Origin of the sequence: Streptomyces cinereoruber (assembly GCF_009299385.1) — a bacterium.
In the GTDB taxonomy this organism is placed as follows: domain Bacteria; phylum Actinomycetota; class Actinomycetes; order Streptomycetales; family Streptomycetaceae; genus Streptomyces; species Streptomyces bikiniensis.
Genome location: NZ_CP023693.1, coordinates 3,559,538 through 3,579,759, shown reverse-complemented (window position 1 = coordinate 3,579,759; position 20,222 = coordinate 3,559,538). Strand labels below are relative to the sequence as shown.

General features: G+C 74.1%; 17 protein-coding genes. 2 read left to right on the top strand and 15 right to left on the bottom strand.

Annotated elements, in window-relative coordinates; all coding sequences use genetic code 11:
* Positions 1 to 18 precede the first annotated feature (18 nt).
* The 14 genes from CP977_RS15925 to CP977_RS15860 all read right to left on the bottom strand — a co-directional run bounded on the left by CP977_RS15925 (position 19) and on the right by CP977_RS15860 (position 16,411).
* Positions 19 to 1,029 (bottom strand): methyltransferase, encoded by a 1,011-nt coding sequence (locus CP977_RS15925; RefSeq protein ID WP_062754317.1) that lies wholly within the window; start codon positions 1,027 to 1,029, stop codon positions 19 to 21.
* 147 nt (positions 1,030 to 1,176) lie between these two features.
* Positions 1,177 to 1,587 carry a VOC family protein gene (locus tag CP977_RS15920; RefSeq protein WP_062754320.1) on the bottom strand — a complete coding sequence of 137 codons (411 nt, stop codon included), beginning with the start codon at positions 1,585 to 1,587 and terminating at the stop codon, positions 1,177 to 1,179.
* Positions 1,588 to 1,700: 113 nt separating this feature from the next.
* Positions 1,701 to 2,192 (bottom strand): PhzA/PhzB family protein, encoded by a 492-nt coding sequence (locus CP977_RS15915; protein ID WP_104860479.1) that lies wholly within the window; start codon positions 2,190 to 2,192, stop codon positions 1,701 to 1,703.
* A 74-nt stretch (positions 2,193 to 2,266) separates the two neighbouring features.
* Positions 2,267 to 4,114: an asparagine synthase (glutamine-hydrolyzing) gene (asnB, locus tag CP977_RS15910; protein WP_062754322.1), complete on the bottom strand. Its 1,848-nt coding sequence runs from the start codon at positions 4,112 to 4,114 to the stop codon at positions 2,267 to 2,269.
* A gap of 43 nt (positions 4,115 to 4,157) precedes the next feature.
* A complete protein-coding gene (gene phzG, locus CP977_RS15905; protein ID WP_062754324.1) occupies positions 4,158 to 4,778 on the bottom strand; it encodes a phenazine biosynthesis FMN-dependent oxidase PhzG in 621 nt (206 codons plus the stop codon).
* Entirely contained in the window at positions 4,775 to 5,122 is a 348-nt protein-coding gene (locus CP977_RS15900) for a hypothetical protein (protein WP_062754326.1), read from the bottom strand. The genes phzG and CP977_RS15900 overlap by 4 nt, the downstream gene beginning before the upstream one ends.
* A complete protein-coding gene (locus tag CP977_RS15895; protein WP_062754328.1) occupies positions 5,119 to 7,023 on the bottom strand; it encodes an anthranilate synthase family protein in 1,905 nt (634 codons plus the stop codon). Before CP977_RS15895 ends, CP977_RS15900 begins: the two co-directional genes overlap by 4 nt.
* Complete coding sequence (locus CP977_RS15890; protein WP_062754330.1) at positions 7,020 to 7,643, bottom strand: isochorismatase family protein; 624 nt, start codon at positions 7,641 to 7,643, stop codon at positions 7,020 to 7,022. Before CP977_RS15890 ends, CP977_RS15895 begins: the two co-directional genes overlap by 4 nt.
* Positions 7,631 to 8,863, bottom strand: a complete 1,233-nt coding sequence (locus tag CP977_RS15885) for a 3-deoxy-7-phosphoheptulonate synthase (RefSeq protein ID WP_062754332.1) — start codon at positions 8,861 to 8,863, stop codon at positions 7,631 to 7,633. The genes CP977_RS15890 and CP977_RS15885 overlap by 13 nt, the downstream gene beginning before the upstream one ends.
* Positions 8,864 to 9,134: 271 nt before the next feature.
* Complete coding sequence (locus tag CP977_RS15880) at positions 9,135 to 9,743, bottom strand: YybH family protein (RefSeq protein ID WP_152370333.1); 609 nt, start codon at positions 9,741 to 9,743, stop codon at positions 9,135 to 9,137.
* Positions 9,744 to 10,288: 545 nt separating this feature from the next.
* Entirely contained in the window at positions 10,289 to 12,391 is a 2,103-nt protein-coding gene (locus tag CP977_RS15875) for a serine/threonine-protein kinase (protein WP_062754336.1), read from the bottom strand.
* A gap of 23 nt (positions 12,392 to 12,414) precedes the next feature.
* On the bottom strand, positions 12,415 to 14,589 hold the full coding sequence (locus tag CP977_RS15870; RefSeq protein WP_152370332.1) for a protein kinase domain-containing protein: 2,175 nt from the start codon (positions 14,587 to 14,589) through the stop codon (positions 12,415 to 12,417).
* A 6-nt stretch (positions 14,590 to 14,595) separates the two neighbouring features.
* Entirely contained in the window at positions 14,596 to 15,594 is a 999-nt protein-coding gene (locus CP977_RS15865; RefSeq protein WP_229991704.1) for a serine/threonine-protein kinase, read from the bottom strand.
* Between the two features lie 433 nt (positions 15,595 to 16,027).
* Positions 16,028 to 16,411: a DUF6479 family protein gene (locus CP977_RS15860; protein WP_062754339.1), complete on the bottom strand. Its 384-nt coding sequence runs from the start codon at positions 16,409 to 16,411 to the stop codon at positions 16,028 to 16,030.
* Between the two features lie 167 nt (positions 16,412 to 16,578).
* On the opposite strand from CP977_RS15860, the gene CP977_RS15855 reads away from it, so the two are divergent.
* Positions 16,579 to 17,088 (top strand): SigE family RNA polymerase sigma factor, encoded by a 510-nt coding sequence (locus CP977_RS15855; RefSeq protein ID WP_062754341.1) that lies wholly within the window; start codon positions 16,579 to 16,581, stop codon positions 17,086 to 17,088.
* Between the two features lie 59 nt (positions 17,089 to 17,147).
* Positions 17,148 to 18,437: a hypothetical protein gene (locus CP977_RS15850; protein WP_152370331.1), complete on the top strand. Its 1,290-nt coding sequence runs from the start codon at positions 17,148 to 17,150 to the stop codon at positions 18,435 to 18,437.
* A 45-nt stretch (positions 18,438 to 18,482) separates the two neighbouring features.
* Here CP977_RS15850 and CP977_RS15845 read toward each other — a convergent pair whose 3' ends face one another.
* Entirely contained in the window at positions 18,483 to 20,177 is a 1,695-nt protein-coding gene (locus CP977_RS15845) for a bifunctional 3'-5' exonuclease/DNA polymerase (protein WP_062754345.1), read from the bottom strand.
* Between the last annotated feature and the right edge of the window lie 45 nt (positions 20,178 to 20,222).

Below are 20,222 nucleotides of genomic sequence, written 5' to 3'. Positions count from 1 at the left end.
CGAGGTCTCCTCCTCTCGTTACGCGGGGCGCGGTGCGACGATCAGGGCGGTCGTCTCCATGGGCAGCTCCGCGGTCCCGGCGATCTCCATGCCTGCCCGGCCGAGGAGCCGGGTGATCCTGTCGACGGTGCGGTGCTCGCCGCCCGTCGTCACCAGGAGGTGCAGGTCCCACAGGGAGGGCAGCACGGTGGGGTTCTCGTCCGCGACGAACCGGTCGAGGATCAGCAGCCGGGAGGAGGGGTCCGCCATGGCGCGCCGGCAGTGCTCGAAGACGCGGACGACGGCCTCGTCGTCGTGGCCGGCCAGCACGCGGCACAGGACGTACACGTCGCCGCCCTCAGGGACGCTCCGGAACATGTCGCCCGGCACCAGCTCGACCCGGTCCGGGCCGACGGCGGCGACCAGGTGCTCCCGCGCCTTGGGCATCATGTGCTCGCGGTCGAAGAGCGTGCCCCGGGCGTCCGGCACGGCCTCCAGGATCGTGGCGAGCAGCTGCCCGCCGCCGCCGCCCACGTCCACGACCCTCTTCCCGGAGAAGTCGAAGACCTCGGGCACCCGGTGGAAGAACATGCTGGCGGTGTTCATGGTGGCCTGGAACCGGCGGGCGACGGCCGCGTCCTGCCCCAGGTGGTCGTAGAACGGGCGGCCGTAGGCCACCTCGAACCCCGAGCTCTCGGTGCCGATGGCGTGGTGGGCGTGGCCCCAGGCGGAGTAGAACTCCTCGCCGTACAGCAGGCACATGTCGCCCAGGGAGCCGGGGCCTTCGATGAGGGCGGCGCTCACCCGGGTGCCGCGGTAGCCGGTGGAGCCGTCGCCCTCGAATATGCCCATGGCCACCAGCAGGCGCATCAGGCGGTGGACGCCCCCCTCGCTCGCCCCGGTCGCCTTCGCCAGCTCGGCGTCGGTGCCGAGACCCGCCTCGACGTGGTCGGGCAGTCCGAGTTTGACGGCGGTGTAGAGGGCCTGTGCCCTCCAGCCCCCGGTGATGATGTCGACCACGTCCCGCGTGGTCTGCACGTCGACTGTCATGGAGACCTCACCATTCCGACCCGCCGACCGGATCCGGTCGGCCCGCTTCGCCGCGGGGTCCCGCGGCACGACAGAGGTTTTCGGGCGACACGGGTCGCCCCCGGCGCGGGGCGGCGCCCCGACGGCGCCGCCCCGCACCGGGCGGTCTCAGGACCGCGTCCCGGTGATGTTGAACATCCAGGTGATGCCGAACCTGTCGACGAGCGTGCCGGCCTCGTCGCCCCAGATCTGCTTCCTGAGGGGCATCGCCACGGTGCCGCCGGCGGACAGCCCCTCGAAGTACTCGCGCAGGCCGGGGTCGTCGCCGCCGAGGTAGAGCGCGACGTTGGTGCCCGGGTCGAAGGGGACCCGCTCCGGGACGTCCCAGGCCATCACCGTGAAGCCGTCGGCGGTGGTGAGCGTGGCGTGCATGATCCTGTCGGCGTCGGGCGACTCCGACGAGCCGAAGTCGGCGAAGGTGCCCAGCTCCAGCTTGCCGCCGAGGACCTCGTGGTAGAACTCCATCGCCTCCCTGGCGTTCCCGTCGAAGGCGATGTACGGGTTGAGCCGAGATGCCACCTGATGCTCCTTGCTGTGGATGTGTACGGGCGGGCCGGCCGGAGGGCCCGGGGCGGGACCCCCGGGGCCTCTCCGGTGATCGGGGTCGGACGGGCCCCGAGGCTTGTCCGGCCCTAGGTGGGGATGCCGCCGCGGTCGATCCTCGGCACCTCGATGCCCAGCGCGCGCAGCTGCTGGAACGGGTTCATGAACTCGCGCTGCTGCTTGATCCGCCCGTCCTCCAGCAGGAACGAGTGGATGAAGTGGTTCCGGTAGTGGCCGGGCGGATAGGCCGGGTAGAGGATCTTCCCCTCGCCGTCGCACTCGACCCAGAACCGGTTGGGGTCCTGCGTGTCGAAGATCTCGACGTTCTTCCACTCCCAGTCGGGGAACATGCGCAGCGACCACTCGCCGTGCGCCTTGAGCTTCTCGTGCCCGTGGGAGTCGACCGGTTCGCCGGTGTCGCTGGTCCACAGGCCGGCGCTGCCGTCCTCGGTGAAGAGCAGGTAGCGCGTCAGCCGGTTCTCGCCCTTGCGGCTCATGTAGTCCGCGACGACGGCACGGTGCCGGGCGCGCAGGTCGAGGTCGGTCCCGAACCCCTCGGGCCGGGTGTCTTCCGTTCCCATCTCGTACTCCTCCATCCGTGGTGCGGGCGTGGGCGGTGACGCGGGGCGCGCGGCCGTGACCGGCCGCGGCCGCGTCAGAGCCGCAGCTCCGGCCGGTAGACGTCCAGCCAGGTGCTCAGGTCGAGCACGCGCTCCATGCCGTTGCGGACGTCGATCGGCATGGTGGCCGGGTCGTGCCGGGTGATCTCCTCCAGCCGGCCGCGGTCGACCAGGGCGAAGACCGGGTCGTCGGTCGTGAGCAGCTCCTTGGACTGCTGGAGGAGCGCATGGGTGTAGTGCGGGTCCAGCGTGGCCGGGTAGGGGGCCTTCACCCGCTCCAGCACCGACCGCGGCAGCAGGTCCGCGGTCGCGGCGCGGAGCAGGCTCTTCTCCCGGCCGTCGAAGGTCTTCATCGACCACGGGGTGTTGTAGACGTACTCGACGAGCCGGTGGTCGCAGAAGGGGACCCGGACCTCCAGCCCGACGGCCATGCTGATCCGGTCCTTGCGCTCCAGGAGCATCCGCACGAAGCGCGTCAGGTGCAGGTGGCACATCACCCGCATCCGCATCTCGTGGTCGCTCTCGCCCTCGGCCCGCTCGACCTCGCCGACCGCGTCGGAGTAGCGGTCGCGGATGTACGCGGGCAGGTCGAGGGCGGCGGTGATGTCGGCGTTGAAGCGGTCGGACACCTGCGCCCGCGCCCCGCTGACGAAGACCGCCATCCAGGGGAAGGTCTGCGCGGCCTGGACCTCCGGCTGGTGGAACCACCGGTACCCGCCGAAGACCTCGTCGGCGGACTCGCCGGACAGGGCGACGGTGGACTGCCGGCGGATGGCCTGGAACAGCAGGTAGAGCGAGGCGTCCATGTCGCCGAGGCTGAGCGGACTGTCCCGCGCGGTGATGACGGCCCGGCGCACGTCCGGGTCGGCGATCGCGGCGTGGTCGAGCACGATCGCCTCGTGCCGGGAGCCGACGTGCGAGGCGACCTCGAGCGCGTACGGGGCGTCCGTCGTGCCCCGCAGTTCGTCGGCGACGAAGTCGTCCTCCCGCCCGACGAAGTCCACCGCGAAGCTGCGCACCTTCTCGCCGTCCCCGCCGGGCCGGCCCAGCTCGGCGGCGGCCAGGGCGGTGATCACGCTGGAGTCCAGACCGCCGGAGAGCAGGGTGCAGCGCGGGACGTCGGAGACCACCTGGCGGGCGACGATGTCCTCGAGCAGTTCGCGCACGGTGGCGACGGTGGTCTTCAGGTCGTCGGTGTGCGGGCGGGTGGGCAGCGTCCAGTAGCGGTGCTCGCGCAGTCCGGAGCGGTCGACGGTGACCAGGCCGCCCGGGAGCACCTCGTTCATGCCGCACCACACGGAACTGCCCGGCGTCTGGGTGAAGCTGACCAGCTCCCGCAGTCCGGCGAGGTCGACGGCGCGGTCCGCCAGCGGGTTGGCGAGGATCGCCTTCGGCTCGGAGCCGAAGATCACCCCGTCGTCGGTGGCGTAGTAGTAGAGCGGCTTGACGCCCATCCGGTCGCGGATCATGACCAGCTTCTCGACCCGGGAGTCCCAGACGGCGAACGCGAACATGCCGTTGAGCCGTTCGGCGACCCCCTCGCCCCACTCCAGGTAGCCGTGGAGCACGACCTCGGTGTCGCTGCGGGTCAGGAACCGGTGGCCGCGGCGCAGCAACTCGGCGCGCAGCTCCGTGTAGTTGTAGACCTCACCGGTGTACGTGATGGTCACCGGGCCGTCGTCGGTGGGCACCACCATGGGCTGGGCGCCGCCTTCGAGGTCGATGACCGCCAGCCGCCGGTGCCCGATCGCCGCGTGCCGGTCGAGCCAGTTGCCGCAGGCGTCCGGGCCCCGGCAGGCCATGGTCTCCGTCATCGCTTCCAGCCGCGCGCGCTGCTGCGTCAGGTCCCGGTCGAACGAGACCCAGCCCGTCATTCCACACATCGACTTGCCTTTCTTCCTCTCGGGTGCACGGTCCGGAGCACGTTCACGGTTGGAGCCGGCTCGTACGCCAGCCGGAACCGTCGCGCTCGTAACGCAGCCTCCGGTGCAACCGGTCCTCCGGTTCGATCTGCCAGAACTCCACCGACGCGGGCTCCAGCAGGTAGCCCACCCAGCGGTCGGGCCGGGGCAGCGCCGTGCCGTCCCGGGCCAGTTCCCGGGCCCGCTCGCGCAGCGCGTCCTCGTCCAGGAGCGGCGCGCTCTGGTGCGCGAGCACCGACATCGGGTGCGTGGAGACGGGCCGCGCCGCCCACAGGGCGTCGGACTCGGCCCCGGGCAGCGGGCGGGCCTGGCCGCTCACGCTCACCTGGCGGCCGGCCTCGCGCCAGTAGAAGACCCCGGACGCCCGGCCCGACTCCGCCAGGTCCCGGCCCTTGCGGCTGTCGGTGTGGCTGGTGAACACCAGGCCCGTCGCCCGGATCTCCAGCGTCTGGACGATCCGGCCGGAGACGTCGCCGTGGGCGTCGACGGTGGCCAGCGCCAGGGCCCCCGGCTCGCGGACGGCGTCCGCGACGGCGCCGTCGAACCAGGCCTTGAGCAGCGCCATCGGTTCGGCGGGCGGGGTGGTGAACTCCTCGGCGGCCCGGGGCCGGGCCGGGGCGCTCACGGTGCCGTCCCGGCCGCGTCGTAGGCCAGACCGCCTTCGAGCGGCCCGCCGGAGTGGGCGCCCTCGACGACGGCCTCGACGTCGGACACCATCCGGACGGCCGGCGGACGTCCGATGAGCTCGGTGGCCCGGTTGGGCGGCATCGGGGCCGTCAGGTCGGCGTCGGAGTCCCACAGCATCACGGCGCCCCAGCGGTCGGTCGCCGGATCGGAGATCCAGAACTTCAGCCGCATGCCGGGGACCTCCGTCCACGGCTCCACGCCCTCGTCGCGCAGGTAGACGCGCAGGGAGTCGATGGTCTGGCCGGACCCGGCGAGGTCCCACCAGGCGATGGTGGCTTTCATGCGCTCAGTACCTCCGCGGTCTCCATCAGTGGCACGAGAAGCTCGGTCAGGACGCGTCCGCTGTCCCGGGTGAGCACGGATTCGAGGTGGAACTGCACCGAGCCGAAGTGCGGGCCGCGCAGGGCGTGCACCTCGCCGGTGCCGGGATCGCGGCAGACCTCCACCTCGCCGACGCCGGGGCACTCCAGCCGGCCGGTCCGCGCACGGGCCGAGTAGGAGTTGTAGAACCCCACGCGTTCGCGCGAGCCGAACAGGTCGATCTCCCGCTGGACGCCCTGGTTCGGGACGTCCCGGCGCCGCAGTTCGAGGCCGAGGCGCCGGCAGAGCAGCTGGTGGCTGAGGCAGACGGCCAGGAACGGCGCCCGCCGGTCCAGCAACTCCTCGATGGACGAGGTGAGTCCGGCCATCCTGGGGTGCCCGGCGTCCCGCGGGTCGCCGGGGCCGGGGCCCATGACGACCAGGTCGTGGGCGTCGAAGCGGTGGGGGGCGTCGAAGCCGTCGAGCTCCACGGTCAGTCCGAGGGCGCGCAGCTGGTGGACCAGCATCGCGCTGAAGGTGTCCTCGGCGTCGACGACCAGCGCCCGGCGCCCTTCGAGCGCCGGATGGGGCCGCGCGCGGTTCTCGGCCCCGCTGAGCCAGAAGCCCGCGATCGCCTCGTTGCGCCTGCCCAGCGCCTCCCGGACCAGCGGGTGCCCGTCGAGCCGCTCGTCGGCGCCCAGCGCCGCGAGCACCCCGGCGGCCTTGGTGCGGGTCTCGGCGACCTCGGCCTCGGGGTCGGAGTGCCGGACCAGGGTCGCGCCGACGCCGACCTCGACGTGCCCGGTGCCGTCGGCGTCCGGGCTCCGGATGTCGGCGGTACGGATGAGGATGGCCGAGTCCAGGGTGTGCGCGCCGTCGGCGTCGCGCCCGATGAGGGCCGCGACGCCCCCGTAGTACCCCCGGCCGCGGGGCTCGTGGCGGGCGATCACCCGGCAGGCGTTCTCCAGCGGACTGCCGGTCACCGTGGGGGCGAACATCGTCTCCCGCAGGATGTCCCGGGGGTCGAGGTCGCTGTGCCCCTCGATGGTGTACTCGGTGTGCGCGAGCCAGGCCATCTCCCGCAGGAACGGCCCGGACACGCGGCCGCCGCCCCGGCAGACCCGGGCCATCATCTTGAGCTCCTCGTCGAGGACCATGTACAGCTCGTCGGTCTCCTTGCCGTCGGTGAGGAACTCCATGACCTCCGACAGGACCGGTCCCGTGGCCGGGTAGCGGTAGGTGCCGCTGATCGGGGTCATGGCGGCGACGCCGTCGCGCAGGCTGACGTGGCGTTCGGGCGTGGCCCCGACGAAGGTGCGGTCGCCGGTGTGGACGACGAAGGTCCAGTAGGCGCCGCTCTCCCGGGTGAGCAGCCGGCGGAACAGGCTGAGCGCGCTGCGCGTCGAGTACCCGGCGATGCCGGTGACGAACGAGCGCTTGATGACGAAGTTGGAGCCCTCCCCGGTGCCTATCTCGTCCCGGAGCACGGCGCGGACGGTGTCCGCGTAGGCCTCGTCGTCGGTGTCGAAGTGCCCGCCGGTCAGGGCGATCGGCTCGTCCGGCAGCGCGTCGAGCACGTCGGGCACGCTGATCAGCCCCTGGTCGGTGACCTCCATCGCGAGCAGCGGCGAGCCGTCCTCGGCGGCGGCGAAACCGCGCTCGGTGATCTGCCGGTGGGGGACCAGGACCAGCGTCTCGTGCCGGGGCCCGTCCGGCCGCCCGGTCCGGTCGGCCACCGGGATGTCGGCGAGCCGGGCCGGGGTGCCGACCCGGCCGAGCAGGACCTCCACCCGGTCCGGGCCCAGGCTCTCGGGGCGGTGCAGCAGGGCGAAGGCTCCCGGGTCGGGGCCCAGCACCCGCCGGAGCAGCTCCGTGGGGTTCACCGGAACACCTCCTCCGTGGTCGTGACCACCGCGCAGCGGGCGGCGGCGTACGTGAGGGCCAGCCGGTGGTGGTCGGCGGAGAAGTCGCCGACGGCGTCGGCGACCAGGAACGTCTGGATGTCGTTGGTGAACGCCTCCAGGGCCGTCGCCACCACGCCGACGTGGGCGTACACGCCGCAGAGGATCAGCTGGTCGCGGCCCTGGGCGCGCAGTTGTTCCAGCAGGTCGGAGCGGAAGAACGCGCTGTAGCGCCACTTGGTGAGCACCCGGTCGGCCGGCGCGGGGGCGAGCTCCGGGACGATCTGGCGGTCGGTGGGGTCGACCCGCATGCCCGGTCCCCAGAAGTCCTTGAGCAGGCCGCGTTCCTCGTCCGTCATGCCGCCGGGCTGGGCGGTGTAGAACACCGGGACGCCGAGCCCCGCGCACCGCTCCCGCAGGTCGGCGCAGTGGCGCACCAGCGGGTCGCGGGTCTCCGGCGGGAAGGGCGCGAGGAAGTACCGCTGCATGTCGTGGACGAGCAGGGCCGCGCGGCTCGGGTCGGGTGTCCACTTCGCCGTACCGGCGGGCAGTTCGGCCGCCGTCGGCAGTGGATAGGCCGGTATCGGGGCTAGGCCCGCCATGCTTCTCCCTCCACTCGGTTCGTCTGCTTCCGCGCCGGCCGTTCCCGCGCGGTCCGTTCCCGCCAGGCCGCCACGACGGCTCTCGCCTGGCGGGGGTTGAGCCGCGGGTCGCACAGCGTCGTGTACTTGTCGCCGACCCGGCCGGTGTCGTGCGGGGTGTCGGCGCATTCGGTCACCGGGTCGGGGGTGGTCTCCAGGTGGATCCCGCCCGCTGTTCCGCCGGCCGCGCGCACGGCGTCCCGGAAGGCGGTGACCTCGCGGACGACCGTCTCCACGACGCGGGTCTTGCGTCCGTCGGAGGTGGCCACGGTGTTCCCGTGCAGGGGGTCGACCAGCCAGATCACCGGGTGTCCCGCGGCGCGCACGGCCCGGACCAGCGGCGGCAGCAGACCGGCTGCCGCGTCGGCGCCCATCCGGGCGATCAGGGTGAGGCGTCCCGGTTCCTTCCCGGGATCGAGGCGCTCGCAGAGCCCGAGCAGCTCGGCGACCGTCGTCCGCGGCCCGACCTTGCAGGCCACGGGGTTCACCACGTCGGCCAGCAGGGCGACGTGGGCTCCCCGGAGCTGCCGGGTCCGCTCGCCGATCCAGGGCCAGTGCGTCGAGGTGAGCGCGAGCCGGCCCTGCCGGTCCGGTCGCAGCATCGGGATCTCGTAGTCGAGGAGCAGGGCCTCGTGGCTGGTCCAGACGGGCGGGTCGGCGCGTGCCTCCGGTGTCGGACAGAGGTGGGCCATGAGCCGGCTCGCGGCGTGGTAGCCGGCGAGCATGCGCCGGGGGTCGGGGCGCCGGGCCTCCGGGTCCGGCTCCGGACCGTTCACCAGGTGCCCCCGGTAGACGGGGATCTCGATGCCGCCGACCGTCTCGGTCGGCGCCGAGCGGGGTTTGGCGTACTGGCCGGCGATCCGGCCGACCCGTACCACCGGTTGGCGGGTGACGGCGTTCATGACGCCGGCGAGTTCGTCGAGGAGTCCGGTCTTGCGCTCCGCGTCCGCCGCGGTGGATTCCGCGGGGTCCTCCGCGCAGTCGCCCGCCTGCACCACCTGCGCTCGGCCGGCGGCGACCTCGGCGAGCCGCTGCCGGAGCCGGTCCAGCGATTCCGTCTCCACGAGCGGGGGGAGGGCGGCCAGCGCCCCCCGGACCCGCTCGACTTCCGCGGGGTCTTCCCACGGGGGCTGCTGGTGTGCGGTAGAGGTCTGTAATTCTTCGAGCGGGATGACGTTCACATGTGCTCCAAACCTCCGGCCGGCCGACGCGCCTGTCCGTCGATCAATTCCCGATGACCGGCCGCCCGCGGATTTCCTTTCTTTCCGCGGGCAGCCGGAATTTCCTCGGAATGCACGTGATGCAAGGATTTTCGACGCCCGGCACGGCGGAGCGGAATGCGCGTGCCGGGTTCGCCGATCCGCCGGCCGGGCGAGGACGGGCCGGGGCGCCGGGACGGGCCGGACGCCGAAGCGGGTCGGGACGTCGGGCCGGGGCGCCGGGGCGGCCGGGTCAGTGGTGGGCGGCCGTGGGCGCCGGTCCGCCGTGCGGCGGGTACGGGTTGTCCTGGATGTAGAGCCAGGAGCCGTCCCACTGTTCCTTCACGGTGTCGCAGAAGGCGCCGGTGAAGGTCTCGCGGGTGCCGTCGGCCGCGTTCTGCGTCAGGGAGTAGTCACCCATGATGGACGCGGTGCGGTCGCGCGTCTTGCCGTCCCAGGTGCGCCAGCCTCCGGCGACCACGGTCTGGAGCGGGTTGACGGTGAGGACGGGGTCCAACTTGAACCACTCGATGTAGAACGCCCGGATCGCCGCGTGGCCCCGGACGATCGACCCGTCGTAGTCGACGATCGCCGCCTCGGGCTCGTGCAGGGCGATGATCCCCTCGACGTCCTTGGCCTTGATCCGCTCGCCCAGGAGCGTCAGCAGTTCGGCGGGGGTGCGCGCCGCCGTGCGCGTGCCGATGAGGTGCGACGGAGTCGTGGTGGTGGTCGTGGTCGTGGGATTGGCCGGCTTGCTCGCCGCCACCGCCTCGGGCTGTATGAAGCTGGGACCGATGAAGCTTCCCGTCGTTAAGACAAGGGCCGCGGCGACGAGCGGAAGGGTTTGCTTCATTTTGCTCATGGCATCTCTCCCCGTGATGGAGATGGCAAAAGGAATTGGCGACGCGCTCAATGCGTCGGGCTCGTCGGTCGGCCACCTTTTGCCATCCCGCCCCCTTGGTCGCGTTCATACAACAGTCCGTCACGGCCCCTGTCAACGCTCCTGAAATGTGGTGGTGGAAGTGATCCATTGCGCCGTCCGGAAGGCAAAGTGGAACATCGGACGCCCCGTCATGACCTGCGGAAATTCCGGATCCCGGAACACCGTCCGGACGGCGTTCGGTCGCCGTCCGTAGCCTGAATCACTCATTCCGGTGATCAAGGCGCGTTTTGTGCGGCTGACTTGTGGTGATATATCCACTCCCGAACGGCTCGGTGGGTGACACACGTCACATTGACGGATTCCGGTGCCTCGGTGACGTTCCGTGAACGGGGTCCGCGTCGAGGGTCAACGGAAGGTAAAGGGATCGCAATGCGATCTTGCTCGGATCCTCTCGGCTTCCTCGCAGTGATCTCCCCGAAGATCCTTTTGAGGAGCTTCGGCGGGGTGCCCGCCGGGTCGCCGGGTCAGAACACCGGCAGGGCCGTGAGGGTCGTGCCGTCCATGAGGACGACGCGGTCGGCGTCGCCCTCGATCCAGTAGGCCTCGGGGTTCCTGACGATCCGGAACACCCAGGTCGTCTCGTTCTCCGGGTCGAGGCTGAGGACGTTGATGCCGCCCTCGGTCCTGTTGACGGCGACCGACCACAGGCCGTTGCCCTGGACGACGAGGGGACCGTGCGGATCGCACTGGACGAGGCCGGCGTAGGGCCAGTCGGAGGGCCTGCCGGTCCGGAGGTCGAAGCGGAGGAGCACCTCCCTGGCGGACACGTACAGGTGCTCGCCGTGGAGGGTCGGCGAGCCCCAGAAGAACACCTGGCCCTCGGGCGGCTTGAAGTTCTCGGCCCGCCACACCTGCTTTCCGGTCACGACGTCGACGGCCGAGAGGTACTTCCCGCTGACGCACAGGAGACGGTCGGACAGGGCGACCTTGGGCCGGGCGCCCTCGGCCTGGTCGCGGAGCCGCCAGACGGTGCGGCCGGTCTTCGTGTCGAGGGTGAGGACGGACCCGTCCGGCACCGTGAGGACCAGCCGGCCGTGCGCCGCGAGGCCGCGCGCGCGGGACTCCGCGAGGAGGTCCGCGTCGACCCCGACGGTCCAGCGGACCCGGGCGTCGGACCGGCCGACGGCGCGCACCTTCCCGTCCTCGGTGACCAGGTACACGGCCTCGTCGTCCGAGGCGAGGAGCAGCGAGGCCTCCGCCGCGGGCGCCGTCCACTTGGGCGCGCCGGTCGAGGCGACGAAGGTGACGAGGGAGCCGTCCCGGCCGACGGCCGCCACGAGCCGGTCCGAGAGCGACAGGTAGCGGCCGCGGGGCGTCGTCCCCGGCGCCGACCACCGGACCGCCCCGTCCACGACGCTCCGCGCGGCGATGCCGCCCCCCGGCGCCCCGGTGACGACGACGTCCCCCGCGAGGAGGGGCGCGGGCGATTCCTTCGAGAGCGCCCCCGGGACGCTCCAGAGCGGGTCGGGCAGCTCGCCGAGGACGTAGTCGCCCTTCGCCGCGTCCAGGATCCCGGCCTTCGGCGCCGGTACGGCCGGGGGGATGTCGAAGGGGCCGTCCGGCTCCCCCCTGAGGACCCACCAGGCGGCACCCCCGCCGCCCGCCGCGAGGACGGCCCCGCCGGCCGCGAGGCCGGTGAGGAGCCGGCGGCGCGAGACGGGGCGCGGCGCGACCCCGCCCGGCAGGGTGGTCAGCCGGTGCAGGCCGTCCGCGCGGGCCGTGATGTCCCCCGCGAGCGGGCCCTGCCGCCAGACGCGCCCGGCGTTCCGGGGCGGGGCGGCGTACGCGGCGATCTGCTCCGGCAGCGGGCGGGCCGTCGGGTCCTTGGCGAGGCACGGGCCGATCAGCGGCCGGAGCGCGGGCGGCACGTGCTCCAGGCGCGGCTCGCCGTGGACGACCTCGTACTGCACGGCGGCGACGTGCGCGCCCTCGTAGGCGGGCCGCCCGCTCGCCGCGTACACCAGGACCGCGCCGAGCGAGAAGACGTCGGCGGGCGGGCCGACGCGCTGCCCGAGGACCTGCTCGGGCGCGCCGTAGCCGGGGGTGACCGGGACCTGTCCGGTGGTGGTGAGGGTGAGGCCGTGCTCGGGGCGGGCGATGCCGAAGTCGATGACGCGGGGGCCGGTCGCGGTCAGCACGATGTTCGCGGGCTTGAGGTCGCGGTGGACGAGACCCGCGGCGTGGATGTCGCGGAGCGCTCCGGCGAGCGCCGCCGCGAGGGCCCGTACCGTCGGTTCGTCGAGCGGGCCGTGGGAGGCGACGGCGTCCGCGAGCGTCGGCCCCGTCAGGAACTCGGTGGCGATCCACGGCCGTCCGCCCTCGGTCCGCGCGTCCAGGACGCGGGCGACGGAGCCGCCGGTGACCGCCCTGGCCATCTGCGCCTCGCGGACGAACCGCTGCGCGAGGTTCGCGTCGTGGCTCAGATGGGGGTGCAGCACCTTCACGGCGGCCGCGCGGCCCTCGCCGTCCTGCCCGACGTAGACCTTGCCCATGCCGCCCGCGCCGAGGACGGCGAGGACGCGGTACGGACCCAGGCGGATCGGGTCTCCGGATTCCAGGGGCTTCATGGCGGGTGCGGCTTTCCGTGAGCTCAGACGAGGGGGTACGCGGCGGTGTACTCGTCCCCGACGGCGATGAGCCGCCCGGCGGGGACGTGGGCGAAGTACCGGGCCCGGGCGGCCTTGAAGGGCCGGGACACGGCGCCGGTGCGCAGGTCCGAGGCGACGAGCCCGGTCGAGGACCTGCTGTAGAGGTGTACGGGGCCGACCACGGGCGGCACGTCGAGGTCCGCGCCCGCGACCGTACGGCCCTTCTCCGCCCACCGGACCTTGCCGGTGGCGGCGTCGAGCGCGACCGCGCCGCGCCCCTCCTCCACGGCGTACACCGTGTCCTCCCCGACGGCCGGCGGGCCGAACCGGGCCCCCGGGGCGTTCCCGTCGAAGCGCCAGGCCTGCTTGCCGTCGGCGAGCCGGAGCGCGACGAGTCCGCCCGCCGACGGGTACACGTGCCGGTCGTCGACGGCGAGGTGGGCCCGGTCGAACGCCGGCCGGTCGCCGTCGAGCGGCCGGTCCCACAGCGCCTCGCCCGTGCGGGCGTCGTGCACGGCGAGGCGCAGCCCGCCGTCCCCGGCCTGCTGGACGAGGACCAGGTGTCCGCCGGAGACGCGGGCGGACAGGAAGTGCAGGCGGTCGGACCCGTCCTGCCGGGCGGGCAGCGGGACCTCCCAGAGCTTCCGGCCGGAGAGGACGTCGACGGCGAGGAGGAACCACCGCTGGCCCTCGCGGAAGACGGCCTCCGTGGTCCGCCGGGGGCTCCGGCCCCCGGTCAGGTAGACGGCGTCGCCGGTCGCGCAGAGCAGCTGGGTCCCGTAGAGGTTCCCCGGCATGTCCTCGAACGTGCCGAACGGGGTGCCGGTCTCCCCGGTGGCGGGATCGACCGTGAAGACGCCGAGCGGGGCGGTGTCCGTGAGGAGGCCGTCGGCGGCGTAGAGCTTCCTGCCGTCCGTGGCGACCTTGCGCCTGAAGTAGACGTCGGGGTCGGACCACTTGGGCTTGCCCGTCACCGGGTCGAGCCCCTTCACGCCGTTCTCGCCCACGACGACCAGCCCGTCCAGGACGACAGGCGCGGGAGGGAAGGAGGGGACCACGGAGGCGGTCGGCACCTGCCAGAGCAGGTCCCACTTGGGCTGCTTCGGCGCGGGCGGCTGTCGCGCGGAGGTGCCGTCCGGCCGGGACCAGGCCCAGGCGCCGCCGCCGATCGCCGCCGCCCCGAGGACGGAACCCCCGCCGAGGAGCAGGAGCCTGCGGCGGGAAGGACCGGTCGGGGCATCGCCGGGGCGGGTCTCCGTGAGGGCGTCTTCGGTCGGGGCCGGGAGGCGCCGGGGCAGGGCGTGCCGGACGGCGCCGACGCGGCGGACGATCTCCCCGAGCAGCGGCTCGGGCAGGCGGGTGGCGAAGGCGTCCGGCCCGGGGTCCAGGAGGGCGGCGAGCCCGGTGGTGGTGGGGCGGTCGGCGGGATCCTTGGCGAGGCAGCGGGCGAGCACCGGGAGCAGGGCCGGGGGCACGCCGGTGAGGTCGGGCTCGGCGTAGCGGACGCGGTAGACGAGGTCGGCGTGCTGCCCGGTGCCGAAGGGGCCGTGGCCGGTGGCCGCGAAGACGAGGACGCCGGCGAGCGCGAACACGTCGCCCGCCGGGGCGTGCTCCTGCCCGGTCGCCTGCTCCGGGGACATGAACGCGGGCGTCCCGGCGGCGGTCCCGGTACGGGTGAGGCGGTCGTCGCCGATCGCGCGGGCGATGCCGAAGTCGATGACCTTGGGGCCGTCCGCCGTGACCATGATGTTGGAGGGCTTGAGGTCGCGGTGGACGACCTCCGAGGCGTGGAGCCGGCCCAGGGCCGCGCACAGCAGGGCCCCGAGGGCGCGCACCGCCGGTTCGGGCAGCGGCCCGGCGAGCGCGACGGCGTCGTCGAGGGGCGGCCCGAGGACGTACTCGGTGGCCAGCCAGGGGGTCTCGGCGAGCGGGTCGGCGTCGAAGACCCGGGCGCCGTGGACCGGGCCGATGACGCGGGCCGCGTCCACCTCCAGGCGGAAGCGGGTGCGGAAGCCGGGGTCGGTGGCGATGTGCGCGTGCATGGTCTTCAGGGCCGCGGTGCGGCCGGCGTCCGACCGGGCGAGGTAGACCGTACCCATGCCGCCGCTGCCCAGGCGCGCGATGAGGCGATGGGCACCGATCCGGTGCGGGTCGTCGTGGGAGAGCGGGGAGAGCATCGACCGTCAGTCCAGGGCGGTGGGGCGGGGGGAGCCGGGGGCGGGGTGCCCGGGTGCCGGGGCGGGGAGTTCGGCCGCGAGGACCCGCGCCGCCTGGCGCGCGAGCGCGGCGACCACGAGGGCGGGCAGGGGGCCGGGACCGTCGGCGCCGTCCAGGACGGTGGCGGGGTGCGGCGGGGCGTCGAGGACGGTGGCGGGGTGTGCGCCCCGGGGGCGGGGCCCGGCGACCGGGTGGGCGACCGGCTCCCATCGGGTGTTCGGCTCCAGCAGGGCGAGGACCTGGTGGGCCTGCGGGCGCGTCGCGGGGTCGCGGGAGAGGCAGGCCGTGACCAGCGACCGGAGCGGTACGGGGATCTCGTCCCGCTCCGGGACGGTGTGGCCGGTGGCCGCGTGGGCGAGCACCGCCCCCAGGGCGTACACGTCGCCCAGCGGGCGGGGCCGGCCGCCGGCCGCCTGCTCCGGGGCGAGGCAGCCGGGGTCGAGGCCCGGCGGACCGTCGCGCCGCTCCCCGTCCGGGCCCGCGGCCCGCACCGCCCCGAAGCAGCTCGCGCGGGGCCCGTCGGTGGTGAGCAGGACGGCGGCGGGGGAGAGGCCCGCGTGCGTCACGCCCCGGGCGTGGGCGGTGGCGAGGGCCCGGGCGAGGGCGGCGCCCAGGAACCGTACGAACGGTTCGGGCAGGGGGCCGCCGTGTGCGCGCAGGGCGGCGGGGAGCGGGAGGGCGGGGACGTACGGCGTCGCGCACCAGGGGAGTTCGGCCGTGCCGCCGACCTCGGTGACCGGCAGGAATCCGGGGAGCGAGAGCCTGCGGGCGCCCTCCGCCTCGACCGCCCAGCGGGCCGGGTCGGCGTCGGGGCGCGGGAGGGAGACGAGGAGGTCGCGGTCGCCGTCGGCGCTCCGGGCGACGAACCGGCGTACGGGAACGGCCCGCTCGGAATCCGCGTCGAGCCGCCCCAGGAGGACGTGGGACCCGGCCCACGGGGGGTCGTCGTGGCGCAGCGGTTCCATGCCCGTCCCCCCGGTCTGTGATGAGCCGGAACGATCCTACTCAGGGGGCTTCACCCGGACGGGGGGCGGGTGCGGGGCCTCGCGGGGCGGTCCTACGGGGGTACGGGAGCCTCACGCGGGCGGGTCCACGCGAGCACCGGGCCTCACGCGGGCGGGCCCTGCGCGGGTACGGGGTCCCACGCGGGCGGGTCGACACGGGTGCGGGGCCTCACGCGGGCGGGCCCTACCCGAGCACCGGCCCTCACGCGGGCAGGCCCTACGCGAGTACGGAGGCCTCACGCAGGGCGGGCGGGGGCCCCACCCAGGTACAGGGCCCTCCGGCAGGGCCGCCGGAGCCGCGGGCCACGCAGGCGGATCCGGCGGCGGGGACGTGCCCCGCCGCCGGATCCCGCTCCCGCGTGTCCGCGCTCCCGCGCGTCCCCGCGTCCGCCGCTCAGTCGCCGTGCCCGGTGCCCCCGCTGCCGAAGCCGCCGCTGGAGATGCCGCCCCACTTGCGCTTCTCCTCGTCCGGCGGCTGGGGCGAGGGCTCCGTGCCGGAGTGCTTCAGCTGGTACGGCATGAGCCGGTGCTCGGCGTCGGTCTGCGGCATCTCGGCCCCCTGCCGGTACTCGCTCGCCTCGCCGGGCAGGGAGCCGTCGTCCGGCCGGTGCGGCTGCTCCTCGGGCTTCGGCGGCGCCGGTTCGCGGGTGCGGACCCGGAAGCCGAACCAGAAGGCGCTGAGGAGGACGGCGACGACGACGAGTCCGCCGAGAACCTGTGCCAGACCGGACTGCCAGACTCCAGCCGCCAGGTTCTCTGCTGCGCTGAGAGTGTTCATGTCTACGGATTACCCGATTCCGCTTCTTTGGATGCGCCGGTCGGACACCTCTTCGGATTTATCTGAAACATATGCCCCTCCCCACCGCGTCAATGAGGTGTACGGCAAGGAGGCGCACGGCGACCACACGCCGTGACCGAGACGGCGCGACCGGGACGAGGAGGGACATGAGAAAGTCCCGTGCGGACGAGTTTCTGGAGTTCGCCTCCGCGCGCACGGGCCCCCTGTACCGCTCGGCATGCCTCCTGACCAGCGGCGACACCCACCTCGCCGAGGACCTCACGCAGGAGACGCTGGGCCGGATGTACGCCCTGTGGGGCCGCGTCGCGCGGATCGGGAACCCCGCCGCGTACGCCCAGACCGTGCTCGTCCGCACCTTCCTCAGCCACCGGCGGCGCCGCTCGGCCACCGAGCGCCCGCTCGGCGAGCTGCCGGACCGGATCTCCGAGACCGGTACGGACCCGGCGCTCCGGATCGCGCTCCTCGACGCCCTCGCCGGACTCGCGCCCAAGGACCGGGCGGTCGTGGTGCTGCGCTACTGGGAGGACCGCAGCGTCGAGGAGACCGCCGAGGCCCTGCACGTCAGCTCCGCCGCGGTCCGCACCCGGTCCGTACGGGCCCTCGCCACCCTGCGGAAACGGCTCGGCGGCACCCTCGCCGAACTGGCCGTCCGCTGACCGGACCCCACCCCGCCTCCGCACCCCCTTCCGCCCCGAACCCGAGACGGTGATCCCGCATGCCCCGAAACGACGGCCCCCACCCCGAGAACCCCCCGCACGACGCCTTCGAGGAGGAACTCGGCACGGTCCTGCGCCGCACCGGCGACGGCTTCGCCGCCGACGACCGGCGCGAGCTCGTCGAGGGCGGCCTCCGGCGCGGCCGGCGCCGCCTGGCGCGCCGGAGGCTCGCGGTGACCGGCAGCGCCCTCGCGCTCGTCGCCATGGCGGCCGGCGGGGTGTACGGCGGCCTGTTCTTCGGCCCCACCGGGGCGGTGGACACCGCGTCCGTGGCGGCGCCGCCGAAGCCGACCTCCGCCACCGAACCGACCGGCCCGCTGCCCGACACGGCGCGGATCCCCGTCAAGGAGGCCGCGGCCGTCCTCAAGGCCCACACCCCGGCCGGGCGGTGGACGATCGACAACGAGAACGGGCTGGGCCAGGGCGTCCTCGGCGTGTACGACGACGGGAACGGCAAGGCCGCCGTCACCGTCCTCCTCTCCCGCTCCTACGGACCCGGCGAGGCGGGCGAGGGCATGGTCACCTGCCCCGACAAGGCCCACGTGCCCGATGCCGAGTGCACCACCGAGAAGCTCCCCGGCGTCGGCCGGCTGATGCTCCTCCAGGGGTACGAGTACCCCGACCGGCGCGAGGACACCAAGGACTGGCGGGCGACCCTGCTCACCGAGGACGGCTTCATCGTCGACGTGAACGAGTACAACGCCGCCGCCGAGAAGGGCGCCCCGGTCAGCCGGGAGAACCCGCCCTTCACCCTCGCCCAGCTCAAGGCCCTCGTCACGGCCGACGCCTGGAGGCCGCTGCTCGCGAAGCTGCCCGAGCCGTCGCAGCCGGGCACACCGCCGAGCGCGCCCGACGAGCCCTCCGGCGAGGCCGTCCGAGCCACCCTGCTCTCCCTGCTCCCCAAGGGCCTGAAGGCGGAGGGCAAGGGCGGCCGGGACGACTACGGATACGTCAGCCTCCTCGTCGACGACGGCAAGGGCCGGAGCTTCGTCGAGGTCAACGTCCAGACCGGCATGGACGACGTCGCCGACCACCTGCGTGCCGTCGGAGCCACCACCCTGCCCGACGGGCGCCTGGTCGGGGTCACCCGGGAAGCCGCCGAGAAGGGCGGTGACGGCGTCGTCGCCCGGACCGTCGACACCCTCACGCCCGAGGGCTTCCGGGTCGTGATCACCACCCTCAACTCCGACGGCTACCGGGCCCCCGCCACGCGCGCCGAACCCGCCCTGACCGTCGAGCAGTTGAAGGCGATCGCCCTGAGCCCGAAGTGGCAGAAGCTGATCAAGTAGGACCGCGAGTACGGCGTACGGGGGCGAACTCCACCCCCGTACGCCCTACTTCGCGTCCGAGTACCGCTCCACCGTCGCCGTCGTGAACGGGAACCGCACCGGCGTCTCCCCGAACGTGATCCGCCCCGCCTCGTCCCCGGCCGCCCGGATCGCCTCCGTGACCGCCTCCGCCTCCTCCGCCGGGCAGTGCACGATCACCTCGTCGTGCTGGAAGAAGACCAGCTCCGCCCGCATCCCGGCGAGCGAGCGCCGCAGGGCCGCCAGCATCAGCAGCGCCCAGTCGGCGGCGCTGCCCTGGACGACGAAGTTCCGGGTGAAGCGACCCCGCGCCCGCGTGTTCCCCGAGGCGTACCCGGGAGTGAACTCGCCCTCCTCCACGACCGGTTCGGGGCCCTCCTCCTGGGGCAGGCCCGCCTCGTCGGCGTCGCCCGAGCCGACCGCGGGCGGGCTGGTCCTGCCCAGCCAGGTCCGCACGAGCCGGCCCTCCTCGCCCGCCTTCGCCGCGTCGTCCACGTACGCCACGGCGCGCGGGAAGCGGCGGCGCAGCGCCGCCAGGTTCTTCAGGCCGTCGCCGCTGGTCTGCCCGTAGATCGCGCCCAGGAGAGCGAGCTTGGCGTGCTCGCGGTCGCCGGAGAAGGCGCGGGCCGACAGCCGGGAGTACAGGTCGTCGGGGTGGCCCGCGACCTCCATCAGGCCCGGGTCGCGGGAGATCGCGGCGAGGACGCGCGGCTCCATCTGGTCGGCGTCGGCCACCACGAGCCGCCAGCCCCCGTCGGCGACCACGGCCCGCCGGATCACCTTCGGGATCTGCAGGGCCCCGCCGCCGTTGGTCGTCCAGCGCCCGCTGACCGTGCCCCCGGGCAGGTACTCCGGCCGGAAGCGGCCGTCCCGCACCCAGTCGGCCAGCCAGGACCAGCCGTGCGCCGTCCAGATCCGGTACAGCTTCTTGTACGCGATCAGCGGCTCCACCGCCGGGTGGTCGACCTCGCTCAGCTCCCAGCGGCGCGTGGACCGCAGCCTGATCCCGGCCGCCGCGAACGCCTTCACCACGTCGGCGGGCAGGTCGGGCCGGACGCGCCGCCCGAGGGCCGCGGACACCTCGGCCGCCAGCTCGGCCAGACGGCGCGGCTCGCCCCCGCCCGCGTACCGCTCGCCGAGCAGTTCGTTCAGCAGCTCCCGGTGCACGTCGGCCCGCCACGGCAGCCCGGCCCGGTGCATCTCGGCGGCCACCAGCATCCCCGCCGACTCGGCGGCCGTCAGCAGCCGCATCCTGCCCGGGTGCTCGACCCGGTCGTGGCGGCGCAGCTGCTCCGCGTAGACCGCGAGGAGCCCCTCGAAGGGCACGGCGGCCACCCGGCGCGGCTCGAACAGCGAGTCCTGCGAGCCGGGTTCGGCGGTGCGGGGCGGCGGATCGGGCGGTACGGGCGCGTTCCGCAGGCGCGCCCAGGCGGCGGCCGCCGAACGGGGCTCGCCGAGCCGCCCCTCGTACCCGAGGAGCAGCTGCTCGGCGCCCTCCACGTCGTAGCACCGCTCGACCCGCACCCCGGCGGCGAGCAGCCTCGGGTACACCTCGGCCGTCGACCGCCACACCCACCGGGCCACCTCCGGCCGGTCCCGCACGGCCGCCACCAGGTCCGGCTCGCGCCGCACCGGCCCGGCGGGCGCCCCGTCCGGGCCGAGGGGCGCGAGCAGCGCACCGTCCCCCTCCTCCTCGGCGGCCAGCGCCCACCTCTCGCTCATACCGGCGAGTCTGGCAGCCGCCACTGACAGAGCCGGGCCCTACGC